General features: G+C 45.1%; 23 protein-coding genes. 6 read left to right on the top strand and 17 right to left on the bottom strand.

All coding sequences use genetic code 11. The annotated features are described in order from the left end of the window. Positions 1–138: 138 nt before the first annotated feature. From AC5O63_RS08030 to bepA, 10 genes are all read right to left on the bottom strand, one after another. Positions 139–636, bottom strand: coding sequence for a nitrous oxide reductase accessory protein NosL (locus AC5O63_RS08030; protein ID WP_494504598.1), 498 nt, complete (start codon positions 634–636; stop codon positions 139–141). A 12-nt stretch (positions 637–648) separates the two neighbouring features. After that, positions 649–1,467: an ABC transporter permease gene (locus tag AC5O63_RS08035; RefSeq protein WP_494504599.1), complete on the bottom strand. Its 819-nt coding sequence runs from the start codon at positions 1,465–1,467 to the stop codon at positions 649–651. Further along, on the bottom strand, positions 1,464–2,381 hold the full coding sequence (locus tag AC5O63_RS08040) for an ABC transporter ATP-binding protein (RefSeq protein WP_239854688.1): 918 nt from the start codon (positions 2,379–2,381) through the stop codon (positions 1,464–1,466). Before AC5O63_RS08040 ends, AC5O63_RS08035 begins: the two co-directional genes overlap by 4 nt. Further along, a complete protein-coding gene (locus tag AC5O63_RS08045; protein WP_494504600.1) occupies positions 2,378–3,751 on the bottom strand; it encodes a nitrous oxide reductase family maturation protein NosD in 1,374 nt (457 codons plus the stop codon). The genes AC5O63_RS08040 and AC5O63_RS08045 overlap by 4 nt, the downstream gene beginning before the upstream one ends. A gap of 70 nt (positions 3,752–3,821) precedes the next feature. Continuing rightward, a complete protein-coding gene (gene nosZ / locus AC5O63_RS08050; RefSeq protein ID WP_239854686.1) occupies positions 3,822–5,714 on the bottom strand; it encodes a TAT-dependent nitrous-oxide reductase in 1,893 nt (630 codons plus the stop codon). 82 nt (positions 5,715–5,796) lie between these two features. Further along, entirely contained in the window at positions 5,797–7,944 is a 2,148-nt protein-coding gene (gene nosR, locus AC5O63_RS08055) for a transcriptional regulator NosR (protein WP_494504601.1), read from the bottom strand. 229 nt (positions 7,945–8,173) lie between these two features. After that, positions 8,174–8,602 (bottom strand): DUF2069 domain-containing protein, encoded by a 429-nt coding sequence (locus tag AC5O63_RS08060; protein WP_004747052.1) that lies wholly within the window; start codon positions 8,600–8,602, stop codon positions 8,174–8,176. A gap of 2 nt (positions 8,603–8,604) precedes the next feature. After that, positions 8,605–9,174, bottom strand: a complete 570-nt coding sequence (gene wrbA / locus AC5O63_RS08065) for an NAD(P)H:quinone oxidoreductase (RefSeq protein ID WP_494504602.1) — start codon at positions 9,172–9,174, stop codon at positions 8,605–8,607. Further along, a complete protein-coding gene (arsC, locus tag AC5O63_RS08070) occupies positions 9,171–9,515 on the bottom strand; it encodes an arsenate reductase (glutaredoxin) (RefSeq protein WP_494504603.1) in 345 nt (114 codons plus the stop codon). Before arsC ends, wrbA begins: the two co-directional genes overlap by 4 nt. Before the next feature lie 17 nt (positions 9,516–9,532). Continuing rightward, entirely contained in the window at positions 9,533–10,987 is a 1,455-nt protein-coding gene (gene bepA / locus AC5O63_RS08075) for a beta-barrel assembly-enhancing protease (RefSeq protein WP_425666860.1), read from the bottom strand. Between the two features lie 245 nt (positions 10,988–11,232). On the opposite strand from bepA, the gene AC5O63_RS08080 reads away from it, so the two are divergent. The 3 genes from AC5O63_RS08080 to AC5O63_RS08090 all read left to right on the top strand — a co-directional run bounded on the left by AC5O63_RS08080 (position 11,233) and on the right by AC5O63_RS08090 (position 14,619). Further along, positions 11,233–11,475 carry a sulfurtransferase TusA family protein gene (locus tag AC5O63_RS08080; protein WP_425665995.1) on the top strand — a complete coding sequence of 81 codons (243 nt, stop codon included), beginning with the start codon at positions 11,233–11,235 and terminating at the stop codon, positions 11,473–11,475. Continuing rightward, positions 11,476–12,540: an AI-2E family transporter gene (locus tag AC5O63_RS08085; protein WP_004747045.1), complete on the top strand. Its 1,065-nt coding sequence runs from the start codon at positions 11,476–11,478 to the stop codon at positions 12,538–12,540. It abuts the gene before it with no gap. 207 nt (positions 12,541–12,747) lie between these two features. Next, positions 12,748–14,619 (top strand): methyl-accepting chemotaxis protein, encoded by a 1,872-nt coding sequence (locus AC5O63_RS08090; protein WP_494504604.1) that lies wholly within the window; start codon positions 12,748–12,750, stop codon positions 14,617–14,619. A gap of 68 nt (positions 14,620–14,687) precedes the next feature. Here the strand turns inward: AC5O63_RS08090 and bcp are convergent, their stop codons facing one another. Beyond that, positions 14,688–15,158: a thioredoxin-dependent thiol peroxidase gene (gene bcp, locus AC5O63_RS08095; RefSeq protein WP_494504605.1), complete on the bottom strand. Its 471-nt coding sequence runs from the start codon at positions 15,156–15,158 to the stop codon at positions 14,688–14,690. Positions 15,159–15,170: 12 nt separating this feature from the next. Continuing rightward, positions 15,171–15,713: a glycine cleavage system transcriptional repressor gene (locus AC5O63_RS08100; protein ID WP_494504606.1), complete on the bottom strand. Its 543-nt coding sequence runs from the start codon at positions 15,711–15,713 to the stop codon at positions 15,171–15,173. A 299-nt stretch (positions 15,714–16,012) separates the two neighbouring features. Between AC5O63_RS08100 and dapA the strand changes: the two genes are divergently transcribed. Together dapA and bamC are read left to right on the top strand one after the other, a co-directional pair. After that, complete coding sequence (dapA, locus tag AC5O63_RS08105; protein ID WP_494504607.1) at positions 16,013–16,891, top strand: 4-hydroxy-tetrahydrodipicolinate synthase; 879 nt, start codon at positions 16,013–16,015, stop codon at positions 16,889–16,891. 58 nt (positions 16,892–16,949) lie between these two features. Next, positions 16,950–17,972 carry an outer membrane protein assembly factor BamC gene (gene bamC, locus AC5O63_RS08110; protein WP_494504608.1) on the top strand — a complete coding sequence of 341 codons (1,023 nt, stop codon included), beginning with the start codon at positions 16,950–16,952 and terminating at the stop codon, positions 17,970–17,972. Between the two features lie 85 nt (positions 17,973–18,057). Here bamC and AC5O63_RS08115 read toward each other — a convergent pair whose 3' ends face one another. Continuing rightward, on the bottom strand, positions 18,058–19,383 hold the full coding sequence (locus tag AC5O63_RS08115) for a Na+/H+ antiporter family protein (protein ID WP_494504609.1): 1,326 nt from the start codon (positions 19,381–19,383) through the stop codon (positions 18,058–18,060). 25 nt (positions 19,384–19,408) lie between these two features. After that, positions 19,409–20,071 carry a ribonuclease T gene (rnt, locus tag AC5O63_RS08120; protein WP_004743387.1) on the bottom strand — a complete coding sequence of 221 codons (663 nt, stop codon included), beginning with the start codon at positions 20,069–20,071 and terminating at the stop codon, positions 19,409–19,411. Between the two features lie 229 nt (positions 20,072–20,300). Here rnt and motY point away from each other — a divergent pair, with 229 nt between their 5' ends. Next, on the top strand, positions 20,301–21,152 hold the full coding sequence (gene motY, locus AC5O63_RS08125; RefSeq protein WP_494504998.1) for a flagellar protein MotY: 852 nt from the start codon (positions 20,301–20,303) through the stop codon (positions 21,150–21,152). An 84-nt stretch (positions 21,153–21,236) separates the two neighbouring features. On the opposite strand, the gene AC5O63_RS08130 is transcribed toward motY, so the two are convergent. The 3 genes from AC5O63_RS08130 to nth all read right to left on the bottom strand — a co-directional run bounded on the left by AC5O63_RS08130 (position 21,237) and on the right by nth (position 22,863). Further along, on the bottom strand, positions 21,237–21,674 hold the full coding sequence (locus tag AC5O63_RS08130; protein WP_239825308.1) for a DUF2753 domain-containing protein: 438 nt from the start codon (positions 21,672–21,674) through the stop codon (positions 21,237–21,239). Between the two features lie 118 nt (positions 21,675–21,792). Beyond that, positions 21,793–22,209, bottom strand: a complete 417-nt coding sequence (gloA, locus tag AC5O63_RS08135; RefSeq protein WP_004743384.1) for a lactoylglutathione lyase — start codon at positions 22,207–22,209, stop codon at positions 21,793–21,795. 12 nt (positions 22,210–22,221) lie between these two features. Continuing rightward, positions 22,222–22,863 (bottom strand): endonuclease III, encoded by a 642-nt coding sequence (gene nth, locus AC5O63_RS08140; protein ID WP_004743383.1) that lies wholly within the window; start codon positions 22,861–22,863, stop codon positions 22,222–22,224. Positions 22,864–22,902 lie beyond the last annotated feature (39 nt).

The following is a 22,902-nucleotide window of genomic DNA, read 5'->3' on the forward strand; positions in this document are numbered from 1 at the left end:
ACTTTCAATAGCGGGCTTTTTTTTATACCAAGCAGAATAAATATCTGATCACTAGTCCTGAACGGTATTATTGTGGTTCACAATGTAAAAGAATTTTGTTGCTGTTTAGACCATAGACTCAGATATGTTCTACCTAAATTACATAATGAGTTCTAAGGTAATGTCTTCGTATTGGTAGACTTTCCCACCGAAGCTTTTACTAAAAGCTTTGGCGTCATTTTCTTCACTAAAACTTGCGAGAGTACTTCCCATAGCACCTTTTTGGTTTGACCCGATAACATACCAGGCTGTTTTAGCATCGATAAAGTGCTCGTCATTGGGTTTGTTCCAAGGTGACTGGCTCATATCATGTACATAGACCTCTTGTACTAAGCGAGCGTTTTCAGGCTGGAATAGGAAAGCAAACAGATCCCTTGTGGAACAAAACTTGTTGATGTCTTGCTTATCCTTTTGATACGACTCACCTTTTGGCCCTGGGAAATTGCTGATAATCATCCCGCATAAATGGCACTCATCAGCACTTTCTATCGCTACTGCGTTGCGTAACATGGTTTGCTGCGGATCTTCACCACAGCCAATCAATAGTATCGGGAGAAGTAGCAATCCGCTCCATTTGGTTAAAAAACGTTTGGTCATTGTTTGCCTCGCTTATAGTTTTTTCTGTCTAAAAATGGCCATGGCAACTCCTAGCGGAACGAGGACCCATGCCACCATAGTGATAAGTAAAGTTTGAGTGGAATAGCTAGAGTTTATTGCCACGGCGAGTACGCCACTGACATCAGAGGTATTGAGTGCTGATAGGTTTACTAATCGAAATAGATCTGCCGGGTTCAGCATCATTATCTGGACAAGGCTATGTTGTGAAAATCCTTCATCAACGCCAACAAGTAAGGCAAGCAGAGTGAGATCAAACACCAGTACAAAGAATAACCATACCAGCAGAGCTGCTCCTGCGGCTTTAGACTTTTCAGCGGAGAGTAAGCTAATCACATAGGCTAAGCAGATGAAAACTAGCCCAAGCAAAATTGAGCTAAGGATAAAAAGTGCAAACGCACTAACAACGGCTTGCAAAGAGCTAGATAGGCTAAGTAAGACACCGGCACTGCCAAAGCCGATAAAAGTTGCTAATGAAATTATGCTGCCTTGACCGAGAAACTTGCCCAGTAATAATTGCGAGTGGCTAATTGGATAGGTCATAAGCAGCAACAAGGTTCCTGATTCTTGTTCTCCGACAAAACTGTCATAGCATAGCAGTAGGGCAATGAGTGGGATAATGAACACCGATAAACTCGACAGGCTTGCGATTGTGGTCGAAAGCGAAGGTGTGCTGATTTGACCAGACGCGGCACTGCCATAATAGCTAAGACCTATGGCCAGCAGTGAAAAAATCAATGTTATTGAAACTAACCAACGGTTTCGTAATCCATCTTGAAATTCTTTTATTCCAACGGCGATGATTGGGTTCATAGTTTTACCTCCTTTTGCAAGCTGTCGGAATGGCTAAGAAAGTACTGATATATCTGCTCAAGATTGGCTGGGGTGACTTGAATATCTTGTAAGCTTTCGTGGTTTACCAACTCTTTCACTACGGTCATTGTCTCTGACTCTGGGATGTGTAGGCAGTTAGGAGTTGTCATAAAACCTGCGAGTCTTGGGTGAGCCGCCAACGCCCCATTTAGACCTTGGGTTTTGATCGTCACAGGGAGTTGAGCTTGCTGGCGTAGACTTTCCAATGTTCCGGTTGCAATGCATGTGCCTTGCGAAAGAATCATGGCTCGGTCGATATGTTTTTCAACACCGGGTAAAACATGCGAGCAAAGTAAAACGCTGGCACCTTTGTCTTTAAGTTGGTCAACACTGGTATAAAAGTCTTGTGTTGCTATTGGGTCTAAGCCTACGGTGGGCTCATCGAGCAGCAATAGTTTCGGCTCGCCCAAAAAGGCTTGTGCAAGACCAAGTCGTTGCCTCATACCTTTTGAGTAATGCTTAACCTTTTGATTTCTGGCGTCGTGTAGCCCAACGTCTTGAAGCAGAGATTTAACTTGTCCCTTAGGTACAGATTTAAGGCGAGAAAAATATGTCAGTACTTCTAAGCCAGTGAGCTGATCATAGAAAGAGACGTTTTCAGGAAGATAGCCAATTGATTTGCGACTATGCCAAGCCTGCTTCGAGCACGGATCAGTATCAAAAACGCGCGCGGTTCCAGAGGTCACATCGATAATCCCTAGAATGACCTTCATCATGGTTGTTTTCCCGGCCCCATTGTGACCGAAAAGCCCTAGCGCCTCTCCTGCCTTAAGGGTCAGATTCACTTGATTGAGTGCTCTAAGTTGTTTGTATTGCTTAGAGACATTGTCGAGTTGAACAATAGCTAGACTCATGAATGACTTTCCTCTTGGTCAGAGCAGGTGGATACAAGTGTTGAACTTGATTCGGAGCTAGTGAGACAGGCAACAGCGGGATGGCTCTCTGTTTGTCCGTCTTTTTGGTGTATCGGAGACATGAGCGGGTGAGAATCTTTTACTCCGGCCGGTTTTAATATGGGAAACTGTTTCTGGATCCAGCGCAACATCAATACCGCAGGACTATCAAGCAGAACTCTAGATTCAGGGTATTGCCATACTAGCTTGTCGATACCATCATTTGGCTCAAAGGGAGTATCGCCGATATTGTCATTATCCAAGTCCCATCCCAGATAATTGCTCCAGAAGTTACCAACGCCTTGCTGACTCCACTCTTGCTCGCGGGTGGAGACGTATTTAACTTGTGTAGGGTTATTGATGAAACTGTTACCGAATATTTTCCCATTCTCAGAACCCGCAGTGAGGTGAATGCCAATTTCTGCGGTGTTAATGGTGTTGTAGCTCAAGGTGTTGTAGCTCGAGTTGTAAACGAATATCCCTTTCCCTTCGCGACCAACCACTTTGTTTTCTGGTTTGGTCCAAACATTGTTAAGTGTGTTGTAGGAGATGTCTGAGTAAGTAATAAAATTCATCAAAATTCCGTAGTCCTCGCTACTCAGGCTACGGTTTCCTTTGACAGTTAGCTGTTTTGAACTCATAAGGGCATAGCCCGCCCGAGTATTGTAGGCCAGATTATCGATGACTTGATTGTGATGAGAATACATATAGTGCACGCCGTAACGCAGGTCATGCATGGTATTGCTTCTAAGTTCGCTATCGGTACTTGATATGATGTACAAGCCATCTCGAGTCTGGCTAACTTGATTGCCAATAACGCGTGCGTTCTTCACGCCGGAGAGTTGGATACCATTACCGCGGTCAGCGGAGCGAAGCTGAGGATTGCCAATAATGGTGTTGTTTTCAATCAAGATTTGTTGAGCACGTTGGGTCCAGATTCCAAACCCGTCACCTTGCAGGAGGTTATTGCGGATCACTAAGTGACTAAGAGACTTATCGCTATACACTCCGGCATTTTGCTCTGTTAGGTCATCACCCCAGTTAACGATTTTTAAGCCATCGATGGTTACGTTTGAAGATAATAGTGTGAGGGCATTGCCCGTTCCCTGTGCATCAATGATAGTCTCATGAGTGCCGCGCAGAGTAATTCCATGCTTGATGGTGAAGTTGCCTAGATAGCGACCATTTTTCAGCGTGACTATATCGCCTTCGCTAAGGTTATTGAGCACACTCTGTAGGTCATCCTCGGTCGTGACGGTAAATTCACTACTGCGAGTAATGTGGCTAAAAAGTATTGCGATGAGGAACAATAGCGAACAAGTTATTTTCAATGGCTTTCCCTTCTGGACATTGGCATCGTGGGGGAGCCTTGCCTCTACTGCTAGAGGCAAGGACTTAGTGTTACGCTTCTACTAGCATTCGACCGCGCATCTCCATATGGAGAGCATGACAGAACCAGTTACAGTAGTACCACTGAACGCCCGGCTTATCAGCGACGAAGGTAATGGACGCGGTTTCCTGTGGACTGATCTCCATTTGAACACCGTGGTTCGTCATACAGAACCCATGGGTCACGTCTTCAATCATATCTAGGTTAGTGACGACTATGGTGACTTCATTACCCACTTTGACTTTAAACTCGTTCATGCCAAATGTTGGCGCCACAGAGGTCATGTAAACGCGTACCTTGTTACCATCGCGGATAACTTTGTTGTCTGTCATCACGTTCACGCCATCTTTTTTCGCCATTGCGACGGTTTCGGCGAAGATAGGGTCATTACGATCCCAGATCTTATTAGGTTTCACTTTACTGCGATGAATAATGGTGCCGTCATGTGGTTCGGCAAAGGTAGGTCCATCGTGTACCAACTTCATTTCGTCGCCAGAGATATCAATCAACTGGTCATTTTCTGCTTTCAATGGCCCAACAGGTAAGAAGCGGTCTTTAGAGAATTTACATAATGATACCAGCCACTTACCATCAGCATCGCGTGTTTCACCGCTAGAGGTACTGTTGTGTCCTGGTTGGTAATGAACATCGATTTTTTGACGGATGTAATTGACCTTTTCGCCGTTGTAAGCGCGAATTGCCTCTTCGATGTTCCATTTTGCCACCTGACTATCGAGGAACAGAGTGGTGTAAGCATAGCCATTTTGGTCAAATGCGGTATGTAGAGGACCTAAACCTAGCTCTGGTTCACCTACAATAGTGTCGCGAGGTTTAATTTTGTCTTCGAATAGATCGTCAAGCTTAGCGATAGAGATGATTGAAACTGTTGGCGAAAGCTTACCATTAGCCATGAAATACTTACCGTCTGGCGACGTGTTCATGCCGTGGGGTGATTTAGGTACTGGAATATAACGAGTTAAATCTGAACCTTTTCGGCCGTCGAGGACAGGAACTTTGTTGCCATTGTAGGTTTGGAATTTACCCGCTTTAAGGGCTGCTTCACACCGAGCGAGGTTGAAAACCACCACATGATCGCGTTCGGCAGTAATCATTTCTCCAAGATTCATTCCCATTTCAGAGTTGTAACAAGTAGAGGCAAAGTACTTACCATCGTAGTCGGCATCAGTGTTATCCAAGTTACCGTCCACCATTACTTGGAAAGCGACTTCCATACTTTCGGCATCAATAACGTTAAATAGGGAGCGGTAGGTGCTGACATCTTCCAGTGTCGCCTTACCATCGTTGTTCATTGGAATCTCAAATTCACTATTACAGATGACATACTTAGTTTCAGGGACTTTTTGTACACGTAAGCCATGAATCGCCTGCACATTTGGGATAGTAATCATCTTGTCGACTTTCATTACATCACAGCGAATGCGCGCCACTCGAGAATTTGCTTTGTCGTTGATGAATACATATTTTCCGTTGTAACGGCCGTCCGTCATACTCATATGCGGGTGGTGAGAGTCTCCCGACATAATATGAGCGCTATCACCTTTGATGCGTTTACTTTCATCGGTAAACCCCCAACCAGTGGCACTACAACTGTTGAATACGGGGATACGCATTAACTCGCGCATAGAAGGAATACCCAGAATGCGAACTTCTCCGGAATGACCTCCACTCCAGAAACCATAGTATTCATCTTGTTCACCAGGGTGAACAAACGGGCTATTCGCCATCTCCTCAGCTTGGGCTTTGGCCATAGAAGCAAACATGGCTGCTGTCATAGGGGCTGTGGCAACACCTAACCCCAGTGCCGCACTCTTACCGAAAAACTTTCGGCGCTCAGAGTTGATTGGCAAGTTGTTATCGTCATATTTACTCTTATCATCGCTCATTGGTAAATCTCCGTTTTACGTTATTGTTCACTGATATTAGGTAACGGCTATAACTTGCTCACCAATCACTTCTCTTGGCGGTTTACAATTGTGTTACTGGTATATCAGAACTCATTTGTTGACGTTTTTTACGTGCCATTTTTTTCAATGGTGGGCACTTACCATCGTTGGAATAGGTAATTTGACAGTCGAGGCAATAGTGACATTCGCGCATGTTGATCACGCCACCTGGGTGGATAGCTTGGATCTCGCACTCTTTCGCGCATATTTTGCAGGGTGAGCCACATTCTGGACGACGCTTAAGCCAGTCAAACAGGCGAACGCTGTTAGAGATCGAAAGTGCAGCGCCCAAGGGGCAAAGGTAGCGGCAAAAAGTTTTTCGGTTAAAGAGGTTGAGAGTAAGCAAAAACACGGCCCATGCAATAAAAGGCCACTCTCGGTCAAACTTAAGTAAGAAGGTGGTTTTAAACGGTTCGATTTCAGCAAACTGCTCGGCCAAAGCGAGAGAATCGAGTGAAATGGCAAAGAGTGCCAGTAAGATTAAGTACTTTATGGCCCAGAGTCTTTCGTGCACTGCCCAAGGCAGCTCAAATTGAGGGACTTTTGCGTAACGAGCCACTTGGTTGATGAGTTCTTGTAATGCACCAAAAGGGCATAGCCAGCCACAATAGACAGCCCGTCCCCACAGCAGCATGGTTACGGCTGCTGCGCACCAAAGAATAAAGATAATCGGGTCGAGGAGGAATAAGTCCCACGAGAACCCTTTGAACAACGACTGTAAGAAAGTAAATACGTTTACGACAGAGAGTTGCCCTCCCCATGTCCAGCCTATGAAAACAACAGTAATAACTAGAAACCCATGGCGCAAGCGGTGCATAAAAGTCGGGTGTTTGACTAATATATCTTGGAAGAACAGGATCAGAATCAGCATGCCAATTAAGGTTAGCAGTGTTACGACTTCCCACTGGCGCTCCTGCCAAACCTGTTCTGTTAGGCTGAGCGGTTTCGGTGGAACAATGGCTGGTGGTGTATCCACATAGTGTTTGAGAACGTCATAGTCACCTTTAAAACTGGTAAAGACACTATCTATTGGACCTGTTTGTCTTCTGACCAACAACTCTATCTGCCAACTGGCACCAGGATCAAACTCGTGATGTGCTTGGACTTTGAAGATCGACATCTCCTTGAATCTAGGTACACCTAGCGCATACAAGTCCGTGACTCGGGTGTGGTCTAAGTCGCGAAATGAGATTTCATTGTCGTTCTGGTGTACTTGCAGACGATCGAAGATCCCACCGCGAACATATCCTGAACCTTTGTAAGAATACCCATTGCCGAATAAGGCTATCAGGTGTTCGCCAGGTTGGAGATCTTTGGTCAGCCATTGGTACTCTGATTCGCCAAATAAGTTGATGCCTATGCTCGGGATATTAGCTAAGGCGTAATAGACTTCGGAAAACATATCCTTGCTTTCTGACTCTGGTACCGTGTCTATGTTTTCGGCTTTGGTACCATCAAACGCTTCCTGAACCGTTGCATTGGTCAGGTACAGTTTTCGAATTGATCCATCGCCAGTGAGATCTAACCAGCTCTTTTTATCGAAGACATCTTTTTTAATCGTCGAAATGGGCTGAATAATGCCGTTTGTGGGAGTGATGATCCCCAGTGATTCCGCCGCTTTAGTTGCCGCTTTAGTGATGGCAACGTTCATTACCATGACGGTTACCGTTGCACCTGACAAACCATCTATAGGGACATATCCTTGTTCGGTTTTCCCACCGACTTTGATTCTGTCTTTGACCGAAAGGCCGACATATTGATCGCTAAACTCCCCAAGTTTACTTTCAGGTATGCCTGCTAAGATAATCGGCTCATGATGCTCAAGCACTTTTGACGCAAGATATTTCCCTTCTGGGTCGATAACCACAAGCATATTGACAGGCTCGCCTGAGTAAGCTGGAATTCTCGCGATATCGTCGGTTTCAAATGCATAGCCTAAAACACCTTCGGCACCTTCTATCGTGCGAATTAGAGGTTCACCTTGCTTATCGGATATCGATGTTAAATTGGGAAAGACTTTTTGAATTAGTGGGATTGGATCTTTTGGCGGACTAACGAATAAAGCTTGAGCAGAGAGAGAGAAGAAAAACAGCGCGCAGCAACAGAGCGATATGATTCTGGAGACAAACCATGCTCGGCTCGCATTAACTAACTTAGCTTTGTGTTCCATTTCAGGCTCCCTGCGAAGCAGAACAAACAATGCACTGTAGGTTAATGTATGAACAGTAGAAGAAATTGATTTAAATCATTAATAGCTAATTAACGACTTATTGACTTGGTAAACTTTAAGCTTAGTCACGTAAACAAAATGTTTTTATTTGTTTAATGGAATGTCATTATTTTTATTGTGGTTATTTCGTGCAGAGAAGCTATCTCTGCACTAAGTTTATCTAAAACGGTTACTCACTCTCGCCAAATCGAGCTTTTTCTTCTTTCTCGACTTTAGACAGTCTCTTCAATTTCATGCCCAGTTCTTTACCTCTTGCTCTGGCGTAAAGAATATTGCCGAAAAAAGCGAGTGTAGTAAGAACAAGCTCAACAACCGCTAACCAACGTTCACCGTCATCGACGTACAAAATCGTAAATCCATGCAGGAAGTAGAGCATTAAAACGAAGTTTGCCCATGCGTGAGTGTAAGGCTTTCCGGCTAAAATGCCTGGTAATGGAAGCAAAAGAGGAACTGCCCAAGCAATCGCTAGCGTGGTACTACTGATATGTGGATGCGGAGAAAGCGATAGCTGCCACATCATGATCCAAGCGAGTAGAGCAAGATTACCAAACAGAGCCAATAGGCGATAAAGCTTAGTTGTTGATTGCATCTCTTGCATGATTATTGGTCCTTCAATTTTAAAGCAGTTCGGGCTAAGCGTTTACCCAGTTGCTGCGATAGTTCAATCTCATCTTCACTGAGTGTCGAACCGTTAGCACTCACCGATGTCGCTCCGTAAGGCGTACCGCCACTTTGCGTGGTATGAAGCTTAGGCTGCGAGTATGGGATACCCACAATCATCATGCCGTGGTGCAGCAAGGGAAGCATCATACTTTGCAGCGTGGTCTCTTGACCGCCATGCAGGCTTGATGAGGAGGTAAACACACAAGCAGGCTTGTCAATTAAGTCTCCAGATATCCAAGCAGAGGTGGTCTTGTCCCAGAAATGCTTAAGCGGAGCCGCCATATTGCCAAACCAAACAGGGCTACCCATCGCTAGGCCGTGACACTGCTTTAACTCATTGAGCGTGATGATCGGGTCATCCGCGGAGCTTTCGCCCTCAATTTCATCAACCGTGCGCAAAATCGCTTCACACTGAGGGATGGATTCCACCCCTCGTGCTATCTGCCGGGCAATAGCTTGTGTCGAACCATGCCGACTGTAATACAAGACGACGATTTGGCAACTCATAGAATGTCTAGTACTTGCTCCGGTGGCCGACCGTGCTTCGCCTTACCATTCGCAACAACAATAGGGCGCTCAATCAGTTTTGGGTTTTCAACCATGGCTTTAAACAAGGTCTCGTCATCCGCAGACTTGAGTTCCAGTTCTTTGTAGATATCTTCTTTGGTGCGCATCATATCGCGGACTTCTGAAACACCCAGTTGAACCATCAGTGTTTTCAGTTCATCGATACTCGGTGGCGTATCTAGGTATTTAACGATCTCTGGTTGAATGTTTTTTTCTTCTAACAGAGCCAGTGTTTGACGGCTTTTAGAGCATCGAGGGTTGTGATAAATCACGACTGACATAGAGTTTTCTCCATTTATTATTGTAAAGCTAAGAAACGATCCCTTTGAACCATCAGTTGGTCAATTCGGGCATCATATCTTGCTTGCTTCAAGCTTCCCAGCTCAGCGATTTGGCTAGCCTGGGTGTAATACTGAATTGCCTTGTTCCAATTTGCTTTTAGCGCGAGAATTTCAGCGCGTGCGGCTAAGTCTTCGTCACTGACACCTAGGTGAATATTGGCTTCAGACAGTAAGTGCCAGCCATTCACGTCTTTTGGATTATCATGGGTATAACGCTGCAGCACTTTTATGGCTTCTTCGTTTTTATCTTGCTCCATCAGTACGTTAGCGTAATTGATCGTCAAGACTGCGTTATTTGGCGCTGACTTTAATGAGCGTTTCAGCATTTGCTCGGCTTTTTCGGGTTGTTTCATCGCGATATAGAGATCAGACATCGCATCCAAATAAAAACGGTTGTAAGCATCAAGCTTTAATAGGCTTTGTAATATGGTGTGCGCTTCTTCAAGTTGATTACTGTCTAAGTAAACCAAGGCTTTGCCATATTGAAGAGAAGGTTTGATGTTCTCTGGTGCTCTTTTCTCTTTTCGATTCATCCAATCTAGGGCTGCTTTGCCTTCGATACCCGTATAGCGAGCAACCACGCGAGCGCGAGCAAGGTGGTAGTTTAACGAAGGGTCAACTCGACGAGCGGGGTAGTTTTGCGCGCGGGCACGGCTGTCGGTAATACGATCTTCAGGTAGCGGGTGAGTCAGCAGCATTGGCGGTGGCTTACTCGCGTAGCGGAACTCATCGGCTAGGCGGCCAAAAAATCTCGGCATTGCGTTTACATCAAAGCCTGCTTTCGCCATGGTGCTAATACCAAATCGGTCAGCTTCTTTTTCGTTGCTGCGAGTATAGTTAATTTGACCTTGCATATTACCCGCAGTGGTTGCGGTTATTGCTGCCATACCTGCTTGCGGTGAAGCAATCGCGAGTAACAAAGAACCTGCTAAAGCGGCCAATGTCGCTGGTGAACGTCTCGCTTGTTCTTCCATACTTCGTGCTAAGTGGCGCTGGGTAACGTGAGCGATTTCGTGCGCAACAACAGAAGCAAGTTCACTTTCACTTTGGGCATAAAGAAACAGGCCAGAATGAAGCGCGACATAACCACCGAAAAACGCAAATGCGTTGATATTTCGGTCGCGAATCATAAAGAAGGTAAACGGAGTTTTCACATCAGACGCATTGGCGACAAGGCGATGACCTAAACTATCAATATATTCATTCAGTACCGGGTCATTAATGATCGGTGAACTGTTACGAAGCATACGCATATAAGCATCACCGTACTGCAACTCTTGAGCGATAGTCAAAGTGCCGCTAGCTGCCGTGCCGATATCGGGAAGATTGAGGTTGTCTGCAAGTGCTGGAGCCGGAGTGCTTAATGCGGTGGCGAGACAAAGACAAACGAGTGAGCGCGTATGTTTAAACATATTGGACAGGTAATACTCCGTTGATTTTTTCATCCTTGCTAAGCTTATCTTAACAAGACGGGTATACGCTTGGACACCATATCGCAGAGATGGTTTCCAATTCGATAAGTGATTCATTCGGTGAATGTGAAAACATTCATTCACCATTAGGTAACAGTCGTGAGCTTGCCGCAACTATTTGCACTGACGCCTGCAAAAAAACACTATACAATACCTACCCGTAATAATAAGCATCGAGCGAAAGAATGGAACCGAATATTTTGGATTTACGCCAAGAACGTTGCCCTATGGCACTGTTACTTGCTAAGCGTCACACAAAAGATTTGGTTGCCGGAGAGCAAATTCTATTGTTGGTTTCTGATTCCAGTTCTTTCGCAGATATTACTCAGTATCTTCAAAAACACTTATTTGAACTAATCTGTGAAGAGAAGGATGGTTATTATCGAATGCAAGTCAGTCGAGCTACAAAACCAAAGGAAGTATGTTGAATGTTTGAAATGGTAAGTCGCTGGTATAAGCGACGTTTTTCTGATCCACACGCCGTAAGTCTTGTTGCGATTCTTCTTTTCGGCTTTATTACGATCTACTTCTTCGGCAATCTGATTGCACCGTTGCTGGTGGCAATTGTGCTTGCTTATCTGCTTGAGTGGCCTGTGGTGCAGCTTTCTCGCTTAGGTATTCCAAGAACACTGGCGGTTATTCTTGTTATCCTCGGCTTTAGTAGCCTAATGCTAGTCGCCATTTTCGGTTTGGTGCCGACGATCTGGGAGCAGGTTGGTAACTTAATCAATGATATCCCAACCATGTACGGCGGGTTGCAAGCCTTTATCGCCGAGTTGCCACACCGTTACCCAGAACTAGAAAACTTTCAAATCGTAGAGTCACTTGTCACAAACGCCAAAAACCAAGTGATTGTGATGGGCGAGACTGTTGTGAAGGGCTCACTTGCGTCACTGGTAAGCTTGGCCACCTTGGCGGTTTATTTGATTTTAGTTCCACTTTTAGTCTTTTTCTTACTCAAAGATAAAGACGAAATGTTGGATATGACCAGTGGTGTTTTACCGCGCAACCGTCGTTTGGCAACTAAAGTTTGGGATGAAATGAACGAGCAAATCTCCAACTATATTCGCGGTAAGGTAATGGAGATTCTCATCGTCGGTGGTGTCAGTTATGTCACCTTTGCCATCCTTGACCTTCGTTATTCAGTGCTACTGGCTGTGGCGGTCGGCTTCTCTGTACTGATCCCTTATATTGGTGCAGCGGCGGTAACGGTACCTGTCGCAATTGTTGGTCTGTTCCAATGGGGCTTAACGCCACAGTTTTATTGGTTGCTGATTGCTTACGGCATCATTCAGGCCCTTGATGGTAACGTTTTGGTTCCGGTTTTATTCTCCGAAGCGGTAAACCTACACCCTGTCGCGATTATTGTGGCGGTTCTTGTATTCGGTGGTTTATGGGGTTTCTGGGGGGTGTTCTTCGCGATTCCACTCGCCACTTTGGTTAAAGCAGTATGGAATGCTTTGCCAAGTCATGATGATGAAGTCCCGACATAGATAGTCTCGGCAAGTGCAAACGATTACATAAAAAGCCCTAAAGTTTCTGCTTTAGGGCTTTTTATTTGTGCTCTAGTTGGCATTTTGAACAGTAATAGAATTTACTTAAGCAGTGAATTGTAAGAAATTTCTTAAGTAAACGTTATCCGGGACGATAACTATACTAATTACAATAACAAAAAGCTTGCTGACTAATTGAGGGAAAATATGAAATTTAGCCAAAAAATCGTTGCGGCTTCATCAGCGCTATTGCTGGTAACCGTAACCCTGTTGTCGATTCAACAGCTAAGCACGGTAAAGCAGGAAGTCGAAGCGCTCGTCGATACTAGTCTCACAGAGATGGTTAAAGGGGTGAAAAATACAGTCGTATCAGAGATGGAGAGTAAAAAATCTCTCGCTCAATCTACGACAGAAGTTCTTGAGCTCGATCCTCAGAATCGACAGCTTGTGAAACAGATTCTTGAAAAACCAGAGCTAAAGGGAAGTTTCCTCGCAGTGGGCTTTGGCTACGAGGCAGATGGCTTCGTTGTCGAAAATGATGATGGTTGGGAAGCTGGTCCTGACTATGACCCTCGTGTACGCCCTTGGTTTAAAGATGCGAAAGCACAGGGTAAGTTAGTTGTTACTGACCCATATGTAGATGTCTCTTCCAAGAAAGTGATCATTTCTATTGGTACGCCAGTGAAAGAGAATGGTCAGTTTATGGCAGGTATGTTCTACGATATGGAATTAGGTGGTTTGGCTGATCTTGTCAACAGCGTGAATCTCCTTGATGCCGGCTACCTATTCATTGTAACGGCAGACGGTACGACGATTGCTCACCCACAAGCGGAAAACAATGGTGAAAACCTAACCAAATACTTGCCGCAAGCGAAAGTTCAGGAAGGCAACCAGAGGTTTGAACAAGATGGTCAGCGCTTACTTGTTCACTTTACCAAAGTTCCTTCAGAAAACTGGTACATCGGTGCCGTTGTTGACGAAGACATCGCTTTTGCTGCCGTTGCTGATATGCGCAACAGCTCAATCCTATACGTAGTAATTGGTGTGATACTCAGCGTGGTCGTCCTAAGCTTCCTAATCAAAGCACTGATGAAGCCCCTTGCGACTCTAAACGATGCGATCCAGGATGTGGCATCAGGTCAAGGCGATCTAACTAAGCGTCTGGATACCAATACTGACCAAGAGTTTGCCCAGTTAGCAGAAGGATTTAACACCTTTACTGAAACCTTGCAGAAACAGATTCAACAATCGAAAGCGATTGGTGCAGAAATCCTACGTGGCACTGAGATGACCGTCGTCGGCGCGCAGCATTCTGCTGGCGCAATGCGTAGTCAACTTGAAGAGCTAGAGCAATTAGCGACCGCGATGAACGAGATGGCGGTAACGGCGACCGAAGTAGCAAATAATGCGCAAGGAGCAGCTGCAGCGGCGAAAGAGGCGGATGATGCGACTCAAGACGGTTCATCGGTAGTGAGTGATACGACTAACTCGATTGATATGCTCTCTTCACGTATTGATCAAGCTGTCGAAGAGGTTCAAGGCCTTGAATCAGCAACAGCCAACATTGAGACTATCTTAAAAGTTATCAATGATATTGCTGACCAGACTAACCTATTGGCACTGAATGCGGCGATTGAGGCTGCGCGTGCCGGCGAATCAGGACGCGGATTTGCGGTAGTAGCAGATGAAGTCCGTACTCTGGCGCAGCGTACTCAAGAATCAACGACAGAAATTCGTAGCATGATCGAACAGCTTCAAGCAGGTGCTAGCTCGGTATCAGCAGCGATGAATGAAAGTAAAAACACTGCTGTTGATGCGGTAGACAAAGCACAAGCGGCCGATGGTGCATTGCAGCGCATTCGCGAAGCGATTCAACGTATCAGTGATATGAACATGCAGATCGCATCTGCAGCTGAAGAGCAGAGCTTGGTAGCTGAAGAGATCAACAGCAATACAGTGAAGATTAAAGATCTGTCTACTCAAGTCGCGGATTCAGCAGAAGAAGCGAACATGGCTATGCAGGTTCAAACTGAAAATGTTCGTGAGCAAGATGCCATCCTAAACAAGTTTATTGTTTAGTAAGCCTGTTGCTCCCAATAAATAAAAACGCCAGCGATAATGCTGGCGTTTTTATTAGGGAAAGCTAGTTACTTATTGTCGTTCAAGTAATCTAGTACTACTTCATGGTGTGTTTTTGTCTTGAACTTATTGAAGACATGCTCAATCACGCCTTCTTCGTTGATCAGGAAGCTAATACGGTGCAGACCATCGTAAACCTTACCCATAAACTTCTTTTCGCCCCAAACGCCAAACTGGTCAGCAACCGCATGGTCTTCATCAGACAAAAGAGTGAAGTTAAGTTCATCGCGCTCAATAAACTTACCCAAGCGTTTAACTGGGTCGATACTAACACCTAAAACGACAACATTGTGAGCATCAAGCTCTGCTTTCACATCGCGTAGGCCCTGCGCTTGAACGGTACACCCAGGCGTCATGGCTTTAGGGTAAAAGTAAAACAGTACTTTTTTACCTTTGAAATCACCTAGAGAGACGGTTTCACCATTTTGGTCAAGTAAAGAGAAGGCTGGCGCTGGTGCACCGGCTGTGAGCGTGTTCATTGAGATTCCTTTTTATTGGCTGTTTTTTAAGAAATTTAGTGAGCCTTGTACGCTTAGCTTTTGACAAAGAGTATCGAAATCCTCTTGCAGTTGCATAAGATTACAACCAGAGTCTACTGTCGCAGTAATCGCGATATGGAACTGATCGTTTTCAGAGTTGATTTTTTCTTTATCAATGGTTTGCGCACTGAGTGACGAAAGCCCAATGTTCTTCTCGGCGAAAAAATTGGTGAACTTTTCGGTCAGCCCCGGCTTGTCATCTGACTCGACAAACACCTCTAAGGTGTAGGTATTATCAAGATGAGCGTGAGTAGAAGTACGCTTCATAATGGTGATCAGATCATGCTCTTGACCAAGCAGTGGCAAAGTGGTTTCAACGCGAGTCACTGCCGCGTTGTTGCCCGTGAGTAACATGATAAGGGTAAATTCATTGCCAAATAGGGCGATACGACTGTCAACAATATTGCATCCAGACTGAGTGACCAGGTGTACAACTTGATTGCATACGCCTGGGCGATCTGTTCCTACCGCAGTAATCACCAGATGTTGAGTCATAGGGTCACTTCTATCAAAGTTAGGTTTATTAATGAGATAGCTTAGCACAGTTGTTTGGCAGAAAAATGGCCTCTGTGCGCTTTTCTATCTAGCTTTGAACGTATTTTAGTCTAACTCGTCGCACTCGGTTAATTCCTAACTTGATACTGACACGGGCTGAAATGAAAGGAGTAAGTTGCCAAAGTTCTAACATCTGATAAATATTCATTCATTTAGGTGATTTAAGCGGCTTTAAGTGCTTGTCTTCATCAATCGCCTTACAGTACCATGCGATTAGTATCTAAATTAGGGAGAAAGACATGTTTTCAGGAAGTATAGTAGCGTTAATTACACCGTTTAATCATGATGGCGAAGTAGACTACGTGAGCCTGAAGAAACTGGTGGAGTACCATGTAGCAGCGGGCAGTGATGGCATCGTTGCAGTGGGTACCACTGGTGAATCGGCGACGCTGACGATTGAAGAGCATGTCAAGGTGGTAATGAAGACGGTTGAGTTTGCAGAAGGCCGTATTCCTGTTATTGCAGGAACAGGAGCAAATGCGACTCATGAGTCGGTGACTTTCAGCCGTCTATTAAACAACTCTGGCATCGCAGGTTGTTTAAGCGTGACTCCTTACTACAACAAACCGACTCAAGAAGGTTTGTTCCAGCATTACAAAGCGATCGCAGAAGAGAGCGATGTACCACAAATTCTGTACAACGTACCAGGTCGAACTGCGGTAGACTTACTGCCAGAAACGGTTGCGCGTCTTGCTGAGATTGAAAGCATTGTTGCACTTAAAGACGCGACAGGTGATTTAAGCAGAATTGCAATTCATCGTGAACTTTGTGGCGAAGATTTTATCTTACTAAGTGGCGATGACTCTTCAGGCCTAGAATTTGTTAAGCAAGGGGGTAATGGTGTTATCTCTGTTACCAACAATATTGCCGCTGAAGATATGGCGAAAATGTTCAGACTTGCGAGTGAAGGCAAGTATGAAGAAGCAGAAATCATCAACCAACGTTTAATGCCGCTGCATAAAAACCTATTCGTAGAGTCAAGCCCAATTCCAGTGAAGTGGGCCGCGCATAAACTAGGTCTAATTGAACACGGTGGTCTGCGTTTACCGTTGACAGAGCTGTCTGAAAATGCCCGCCCAATTGTGGCACAAGCAATGACGGAAGCTTGCATTTACTAAATTTAAAGATGGATTGCCGGAGTGAAACCACTTCGGCATGTATGTATCAGGAGTTTCAATGAAATTGTCTCACCAGCTAGTCGTCAGTTCACTAGCTGTTTTTGTTTTAAGTGCTTGCTCAGGCAGCGCAGCGCAGCGTCGTCAGGCAAAGGATGACTTCGAATATTTGAACACGCCACCTTTAAAAGAGTGGCAGCTAGCCGATGGTGCTACGCCTCAGTTCTACACCAACTACGATATTCCTCAAGGTAACTTCACGGGAGGAATTGGTAAAGAGGTTGATATTCGTTCTCCTCAGCAAATTCTAGAGCTAATCCCAGGCGCGCGTGCTGAACGCAAACAAGGTGAAACAACGCTTTGGCTACTTCGTGAAGATGAGCTTAATAAAGTTTGGCAAACTGCCTTGAAGATGCTTCAAGAGCAGGGCATAGCAGTTCGTGAGCAGACAGACACGCGGCTAGAAACCGATTGGGTGACATGGACTGAAGAAGACGAAGAGGTTGAAGTAGGTTCACGTTATGCAATCGAACGTATCTTGGTTGGTGGCCGTCATGGTTTCAAGATTTCCCTGATCGATTGGCGTGAAGGTGGTAAACAGGTGCCTGTTACCGCGACCAACAAAGAGCGTTATAACGCGTTGATGACGAACTTAGTGACTGCACGCTATGACCAAGATCTTCGTGAAGAAGCGGCGCGTAAAGCGCAAGAGTTAGTGAAGCAGATCCCTATCTCTATGGGCTCTGACCGCAGTGGCTTCCCAGTTATTATTGCTCGTACACCATACAATGTACTTTGGTTACGTCTGCCAACGCTACTTCCAGAGATGGGCTTTACTATTGAAGAGCGTAATCAGTCTCAAGGTACTGTGAAAGCGAAGTATGCGACGCCTGAAGACGAGTTTTGGACTGAAATTGGCGTGAAACCAATGGGACTAGCATCGGGAACTTACACTTTCCTACTTGGTGACCTTGGTAACCGTACTTCAATTAACGTCACTGACTCGGCGGGTAAGCCGGTAGAAGAGGCGTTACTACAAGATATGGTGCCTGTTATTGCAGCAGTTGCTGAACAAGCAGAGTAGTAACGAGCTGATAGAACCTACAAAAAAAAGCTGACATGATGTCAGCTTTTTTTATATTTATGTGCCATAAGGTGGCAAAGATTAGCTACAGCACCATAGCGGCAATCCAGCCAAATACGATCAATGGGATATTGTAGTGGATAAAGGTCGGTACTACAGTTTCCCAAATATGTTCGTGTTGGCCATCAGCGTTTAGACCTGATGTCGGACCTAACGTTGAATCTGAAGCCGGAGAGCCAGCATCACCAAGCGCCGCCGCTGTGCCGACTAACGCGATAGTTGCCATTGGTGAGAAGCCAAATGCAGCCGCTAAAGGCACATAGATGGTTGCTAGGATTGGAATGGTTGAAAATGATGATCCAATACCCATAGTCACTAATAAGCCAACTACCAGCATTAACAGGGCAGCTAACGGTTTGTTATCACCAATGCTTGTTGATAGCGCTTCAACTAGCGACTCAACGCCACCCGTCTGCTTCATTACCGCGGCAAAACCTGCTGCTGCGATCATAATGAAGCCAATCATCGCCATCATGTGAACACCTTTAGTGAAGACGTCGTGCGTTTCTTTCCATGCAATAACACCACCAAAAGTAAATACCATAAAGCCAGCTAGACCACCGATGATCATAGAGCCAGTAGAAAGCTGTACGCTCAATGCAGCGACGATACCTGCCGCAGCTACAAGAATGTTTTTCTTGTTGATTGATTTAGGGTTCTCTTCAACATGAGTCAGTTCCGTTTCTTGGTACTGTCGAGGCTTACGGTAGCTAAAGAAAATCGCCGTAAGCAGACCAAAAATCATTCCAGCCGCAGGAAGTAGCATTGCGACTGGCACTTGGCTAGCGACAACATTTTCCAGACCGTTCTCGTGCAGGTTTTTTAGCAGAATGTTGTTTAAGAAAATACCACCGAAACCAATAGGTAAAACCATATAAGGTGTCACCAAACCGAAGGTAAGCACACAGGCGATCATACGTCGGTCTAGGTTAAGCTTGGCAAACACGCCTAACAGAGGCGGAATGAGGATCGGGATAAAGGCAATATGGACAGGAATTACGTTTTGCGATGACATAGTGACTAACACTAAAGCAATCAGCACAGCGTATTTTAGGCCAGTTGAAGCTGACGCATTCTCTTTGCCGTGGATACGTTTGATAACGCTATTTGCTAAAAGGTCGGTAATTCCAGAACGGGAGATAGCAACAGCGAAAGTACCAAGCATGGCGTAGCTAAGTGCGATAGTCGCACCGCCTCCAAGTCCGCTTTCGAAGGCAGCAACCGCTTCATTAAGTTCCATGCCAGAAACCAAACCACCTACAATGGCGCTAAATGTCAGTGCAACGACGACATTAACGCGCATCAGTGCTAAGGCAAGCATGACACATACAGAAATGACAACAGGGTTCATAATTTACTCGTGTGTTGTGTTTACATTATTCTTTTATTTCTTCTTCAGTAGCATCAATCAACGGCCAACCACCTAGGGCTTTCCATTTGTTGACGATACCGCAGAAGAGCTCTGCTGTTTTTTGGGTATCGTATAGAGCAGAGTGGGCTTCTTTATTGTCAAACTCCATCCCAGCGGTCTTACATGCTTTAGCTAGTACTGTTTGACCATAAGCCAAACCACTTAACGTTGCAGTATCAAACGTTGCGAAGGGATGAAAAGGGACGCGTTTAAGTTTGCTACGCTCGCTCGCTTCCATCACGAAGCTGTGATCGAAATTTGCATTGTGAGCAACCATGATTGCACGGCTACAATCTGCGGCTTTTTGCTCTTTGCGTACCAACTTATAAATTTCTTTTAGGGCTTCAGATTCTGTCACTGCACCACGTAGTGGGCTAAATGGGTCACGAATACCGTTAAATTCAAGGGCTTCTTTTTCTAAGTTAGCGCCTTCAAATGGCTCGACATGAAAGTGAATGGTTGAGGCAGGGACAAGATCGCCGTTTTCGTCCATCTTTAAGGTAACGGCACAGATTTCGAGTAGTGCATCGGTCTTAGCGTTGAACCCGGCAGTTTCTACGTCAATAACGACTGGAAAATAGCCGCGAAATCGTTTTTTTAGCGTCAATGCTTCGTTTTCAATAGTCATGTGTGCTTAAAATAATGTGACAGGGCAGGCATTATTGCAGATTCTTTAAGCGAGAAAAACCGTTAATGCTGATTGAAAATGAATCATTGGTAATTTGTCCTATACAAATCAGTTGGCGGGATTTTTGCATTACTGCTTGTGAAGGTAATCGGGTGGCAAAAAACGGCTGCCCAAGTCGAGTTAAGAGATGAAGTATTGTATGAAGAAGTGGTTGGCTCCTAGTATTGCAATGGCAATAACTGCGTTTACTCCCAATGCCTTAGCGTTGGAGAAACACTATGTGGCTAAACCTCAGCAGTCTATGTGGCAAATGGTTGCCAACACGCCACTAGAATGCCGTCTTGTTCATCCAATTCCGAATTATGGCGATGCGGTTTTCTCATCGTACGCGAGCAAAAAAATTAATCTTGATTTCGAACTCAAGATGAAGCGTCCAATGGGACAAACTCGTGACGTAAGCTTGATCTCCATGCCACCGGCTTGGAGACCAGGAGATAGTGCCGACAGACTCACCACCATCCGCTTCTTCCAACAGTTTGATGGCTATGTTGGCGGCCAAACTGCTTGGAATATTCTCGGTGAGTTAGAGAAAGGTCGTTATCCAACGTTCAGCTATCAAGAGTGGCGAAGTCGTGATCAACGTGTAGAAGTCGCACTTTCTTCAGTGCTGTTCCAACAATCGTATAATGTGTTTAGCGACTGTGTTGCCAACCTGCTTCCATACAGCTTTGAAGACATTGCCTTTACAATTCTTCACTACGATCGTACTAGTGTCGAACTCAATAAACAGTCACAGAAACGATTGGCACAAATTGCCGAGTACATTAAGCATAATCAAGACATCGATTTGGTATTGGTATCGACCTATACCGATGCAGAAGATGGTAAAAGTGTCAGTCAAAGTCTTTCTGAGCGCCGTGCTGAAGTGCTAGAAGAGTACTTTAAGTCTCTTGGTTTACCTGACGACCGAATTCAGGTGCAAGGTTATGGTCGCAGAAGACCGATTGACGATAATGCTTCACCAATAGGTAAAGACAGAAACCGCCGCGTAGTTATTTCGCTCGGTAGAACGCAAGTTTAAGCTGAGCTGAAAACCAGCTAATTTTCTAGTGGATGTAAGAAAGGCCAGACAGTATCTGGCCTTTTTTGATTCCGATTGGCGTGCTTAGTTCAAACGGAATTTAGCAATGAGGTTACAGTTGGTTGCGGTATCAATATCTTGCACCAACTGAGCAATCTTGGGATTGGGATGTCTTTTCATAAACTCAATCAGAGCCTTCTTACAGCAGCCCATAGAGTCGATAAACGCGTCGCAGTCTGTATTCGGACATTGTGGTACTAGCGTCAACACTTTCTCAGAAGCGAGTTGGAGATATTTTAGCTCATACTTTACATCACCGACGTTGCGCCAAAACATCGCCATATTGTGGCAAGAAATCACCGAAATCATTAGACGATCTTCAACATCGATCTCTTCGGCGTCTCCAATACGTTCACTTAGCGTAAGTGCTTGCTGATAATGAAGGATACCTCTTAGGTGATCTTCATCGTTCATTGCCATGTCTGCTAGTAAGGTATGTTTCTCCCACTCTTGGATGCCCATTGTTCTAATCTCCTAACCGCGAATAGGCTTGAGATTAAATGATAATTATTATCAAGTAAAGCTAAAAAAATAGGACAGTGTGATACTGTCCCATTTTCAACATCATCTGAAGTGATGATTAGCCTTCTAAGCCCGCGGATGCTTGCTTGTTCTGGATGAGTTCTAACATGTAGCCATCAGGGTCTTTAACGAACGCAATATGAGTTGTGCCGCCTTTAACTGGGCCTGGCTCACGAGTCACATTACCACCCGCTGCTTTGATTGCGTCGCAAGTAGTGTAGATATCATCAACTCCAATAGCGATATGACCAAAGGCACTGCCTAAGTCATACTCTTTTGTACCCCAGTTATATGTGAGCTCAATGACTGCACCTTGAGACTCATCACCATAACCAAGAAAAGCCAGAGTGTATTCATACTCTTTATTTTCGTTAGTACGAAGTAGCTGCATGCCCATCACATCAGTATAAAATTGAATTGATTTGTCTAGATCACCGACGCGAAGCATGGTGTGCAGGATACGTCCATTTGACATTGTCGTGCTCTCCTAATTTTCTGGATAAACTTTTTCTTTGTATTCGCAAAGGTCTTCAATGATGCAGCTACCACAGCGCGGTTTACGCGCAACACACGTATAGCGACCGTGTAGGATTAGCCAGTGGTGTACATCTAACTTGAACTCTTTAGGCACGACCTTAAGCAGTTTCTCTTCTACTTGGTCGACATTCTTACCCATGGCAAACTTAGTTCGATTTGAAACGCGGTAGATATGCGTATCCACAGCGATAGTTGGCCAGCCAAAAGCGGTATTTAGCACCACGTTTGCGGTTTTACGTCCAACGCCGGGTAATGCTTCGAGAGCTTCACGGTTTTCAGGGACTTCGCCATTGTGCTGTTCGAGTATGATCTTACAGGTCTTAATGACGTTCTCTGCTTTTGAGTTAAACAGACCGATGGTTTTAATATACTCTTTGACACCATCAACCCCTAAGTCAAAAAGACCTTGTGGGGTGTTAGCGACAGGATAGAGCTTGTCCGTCGCTTTGTTCACGCTTACGTCAGTGGCTTGAGCTGAGAGAAGTACCGCAATCAGTAATTCGAAAGGTGTACTCCAATTTAATTCGGTTTGAGGGTTAGGGTTGTTTTCCCTCAGTCGCTCCAGTATTAATCGTCGTTTATCTTTGTTCATTTGAGGCTGCTTTCCAGTGCTCCGTTTGATGCGATACGC

Source organism: Vibrio sp. SCP2, from assembly GCF_059295395.1.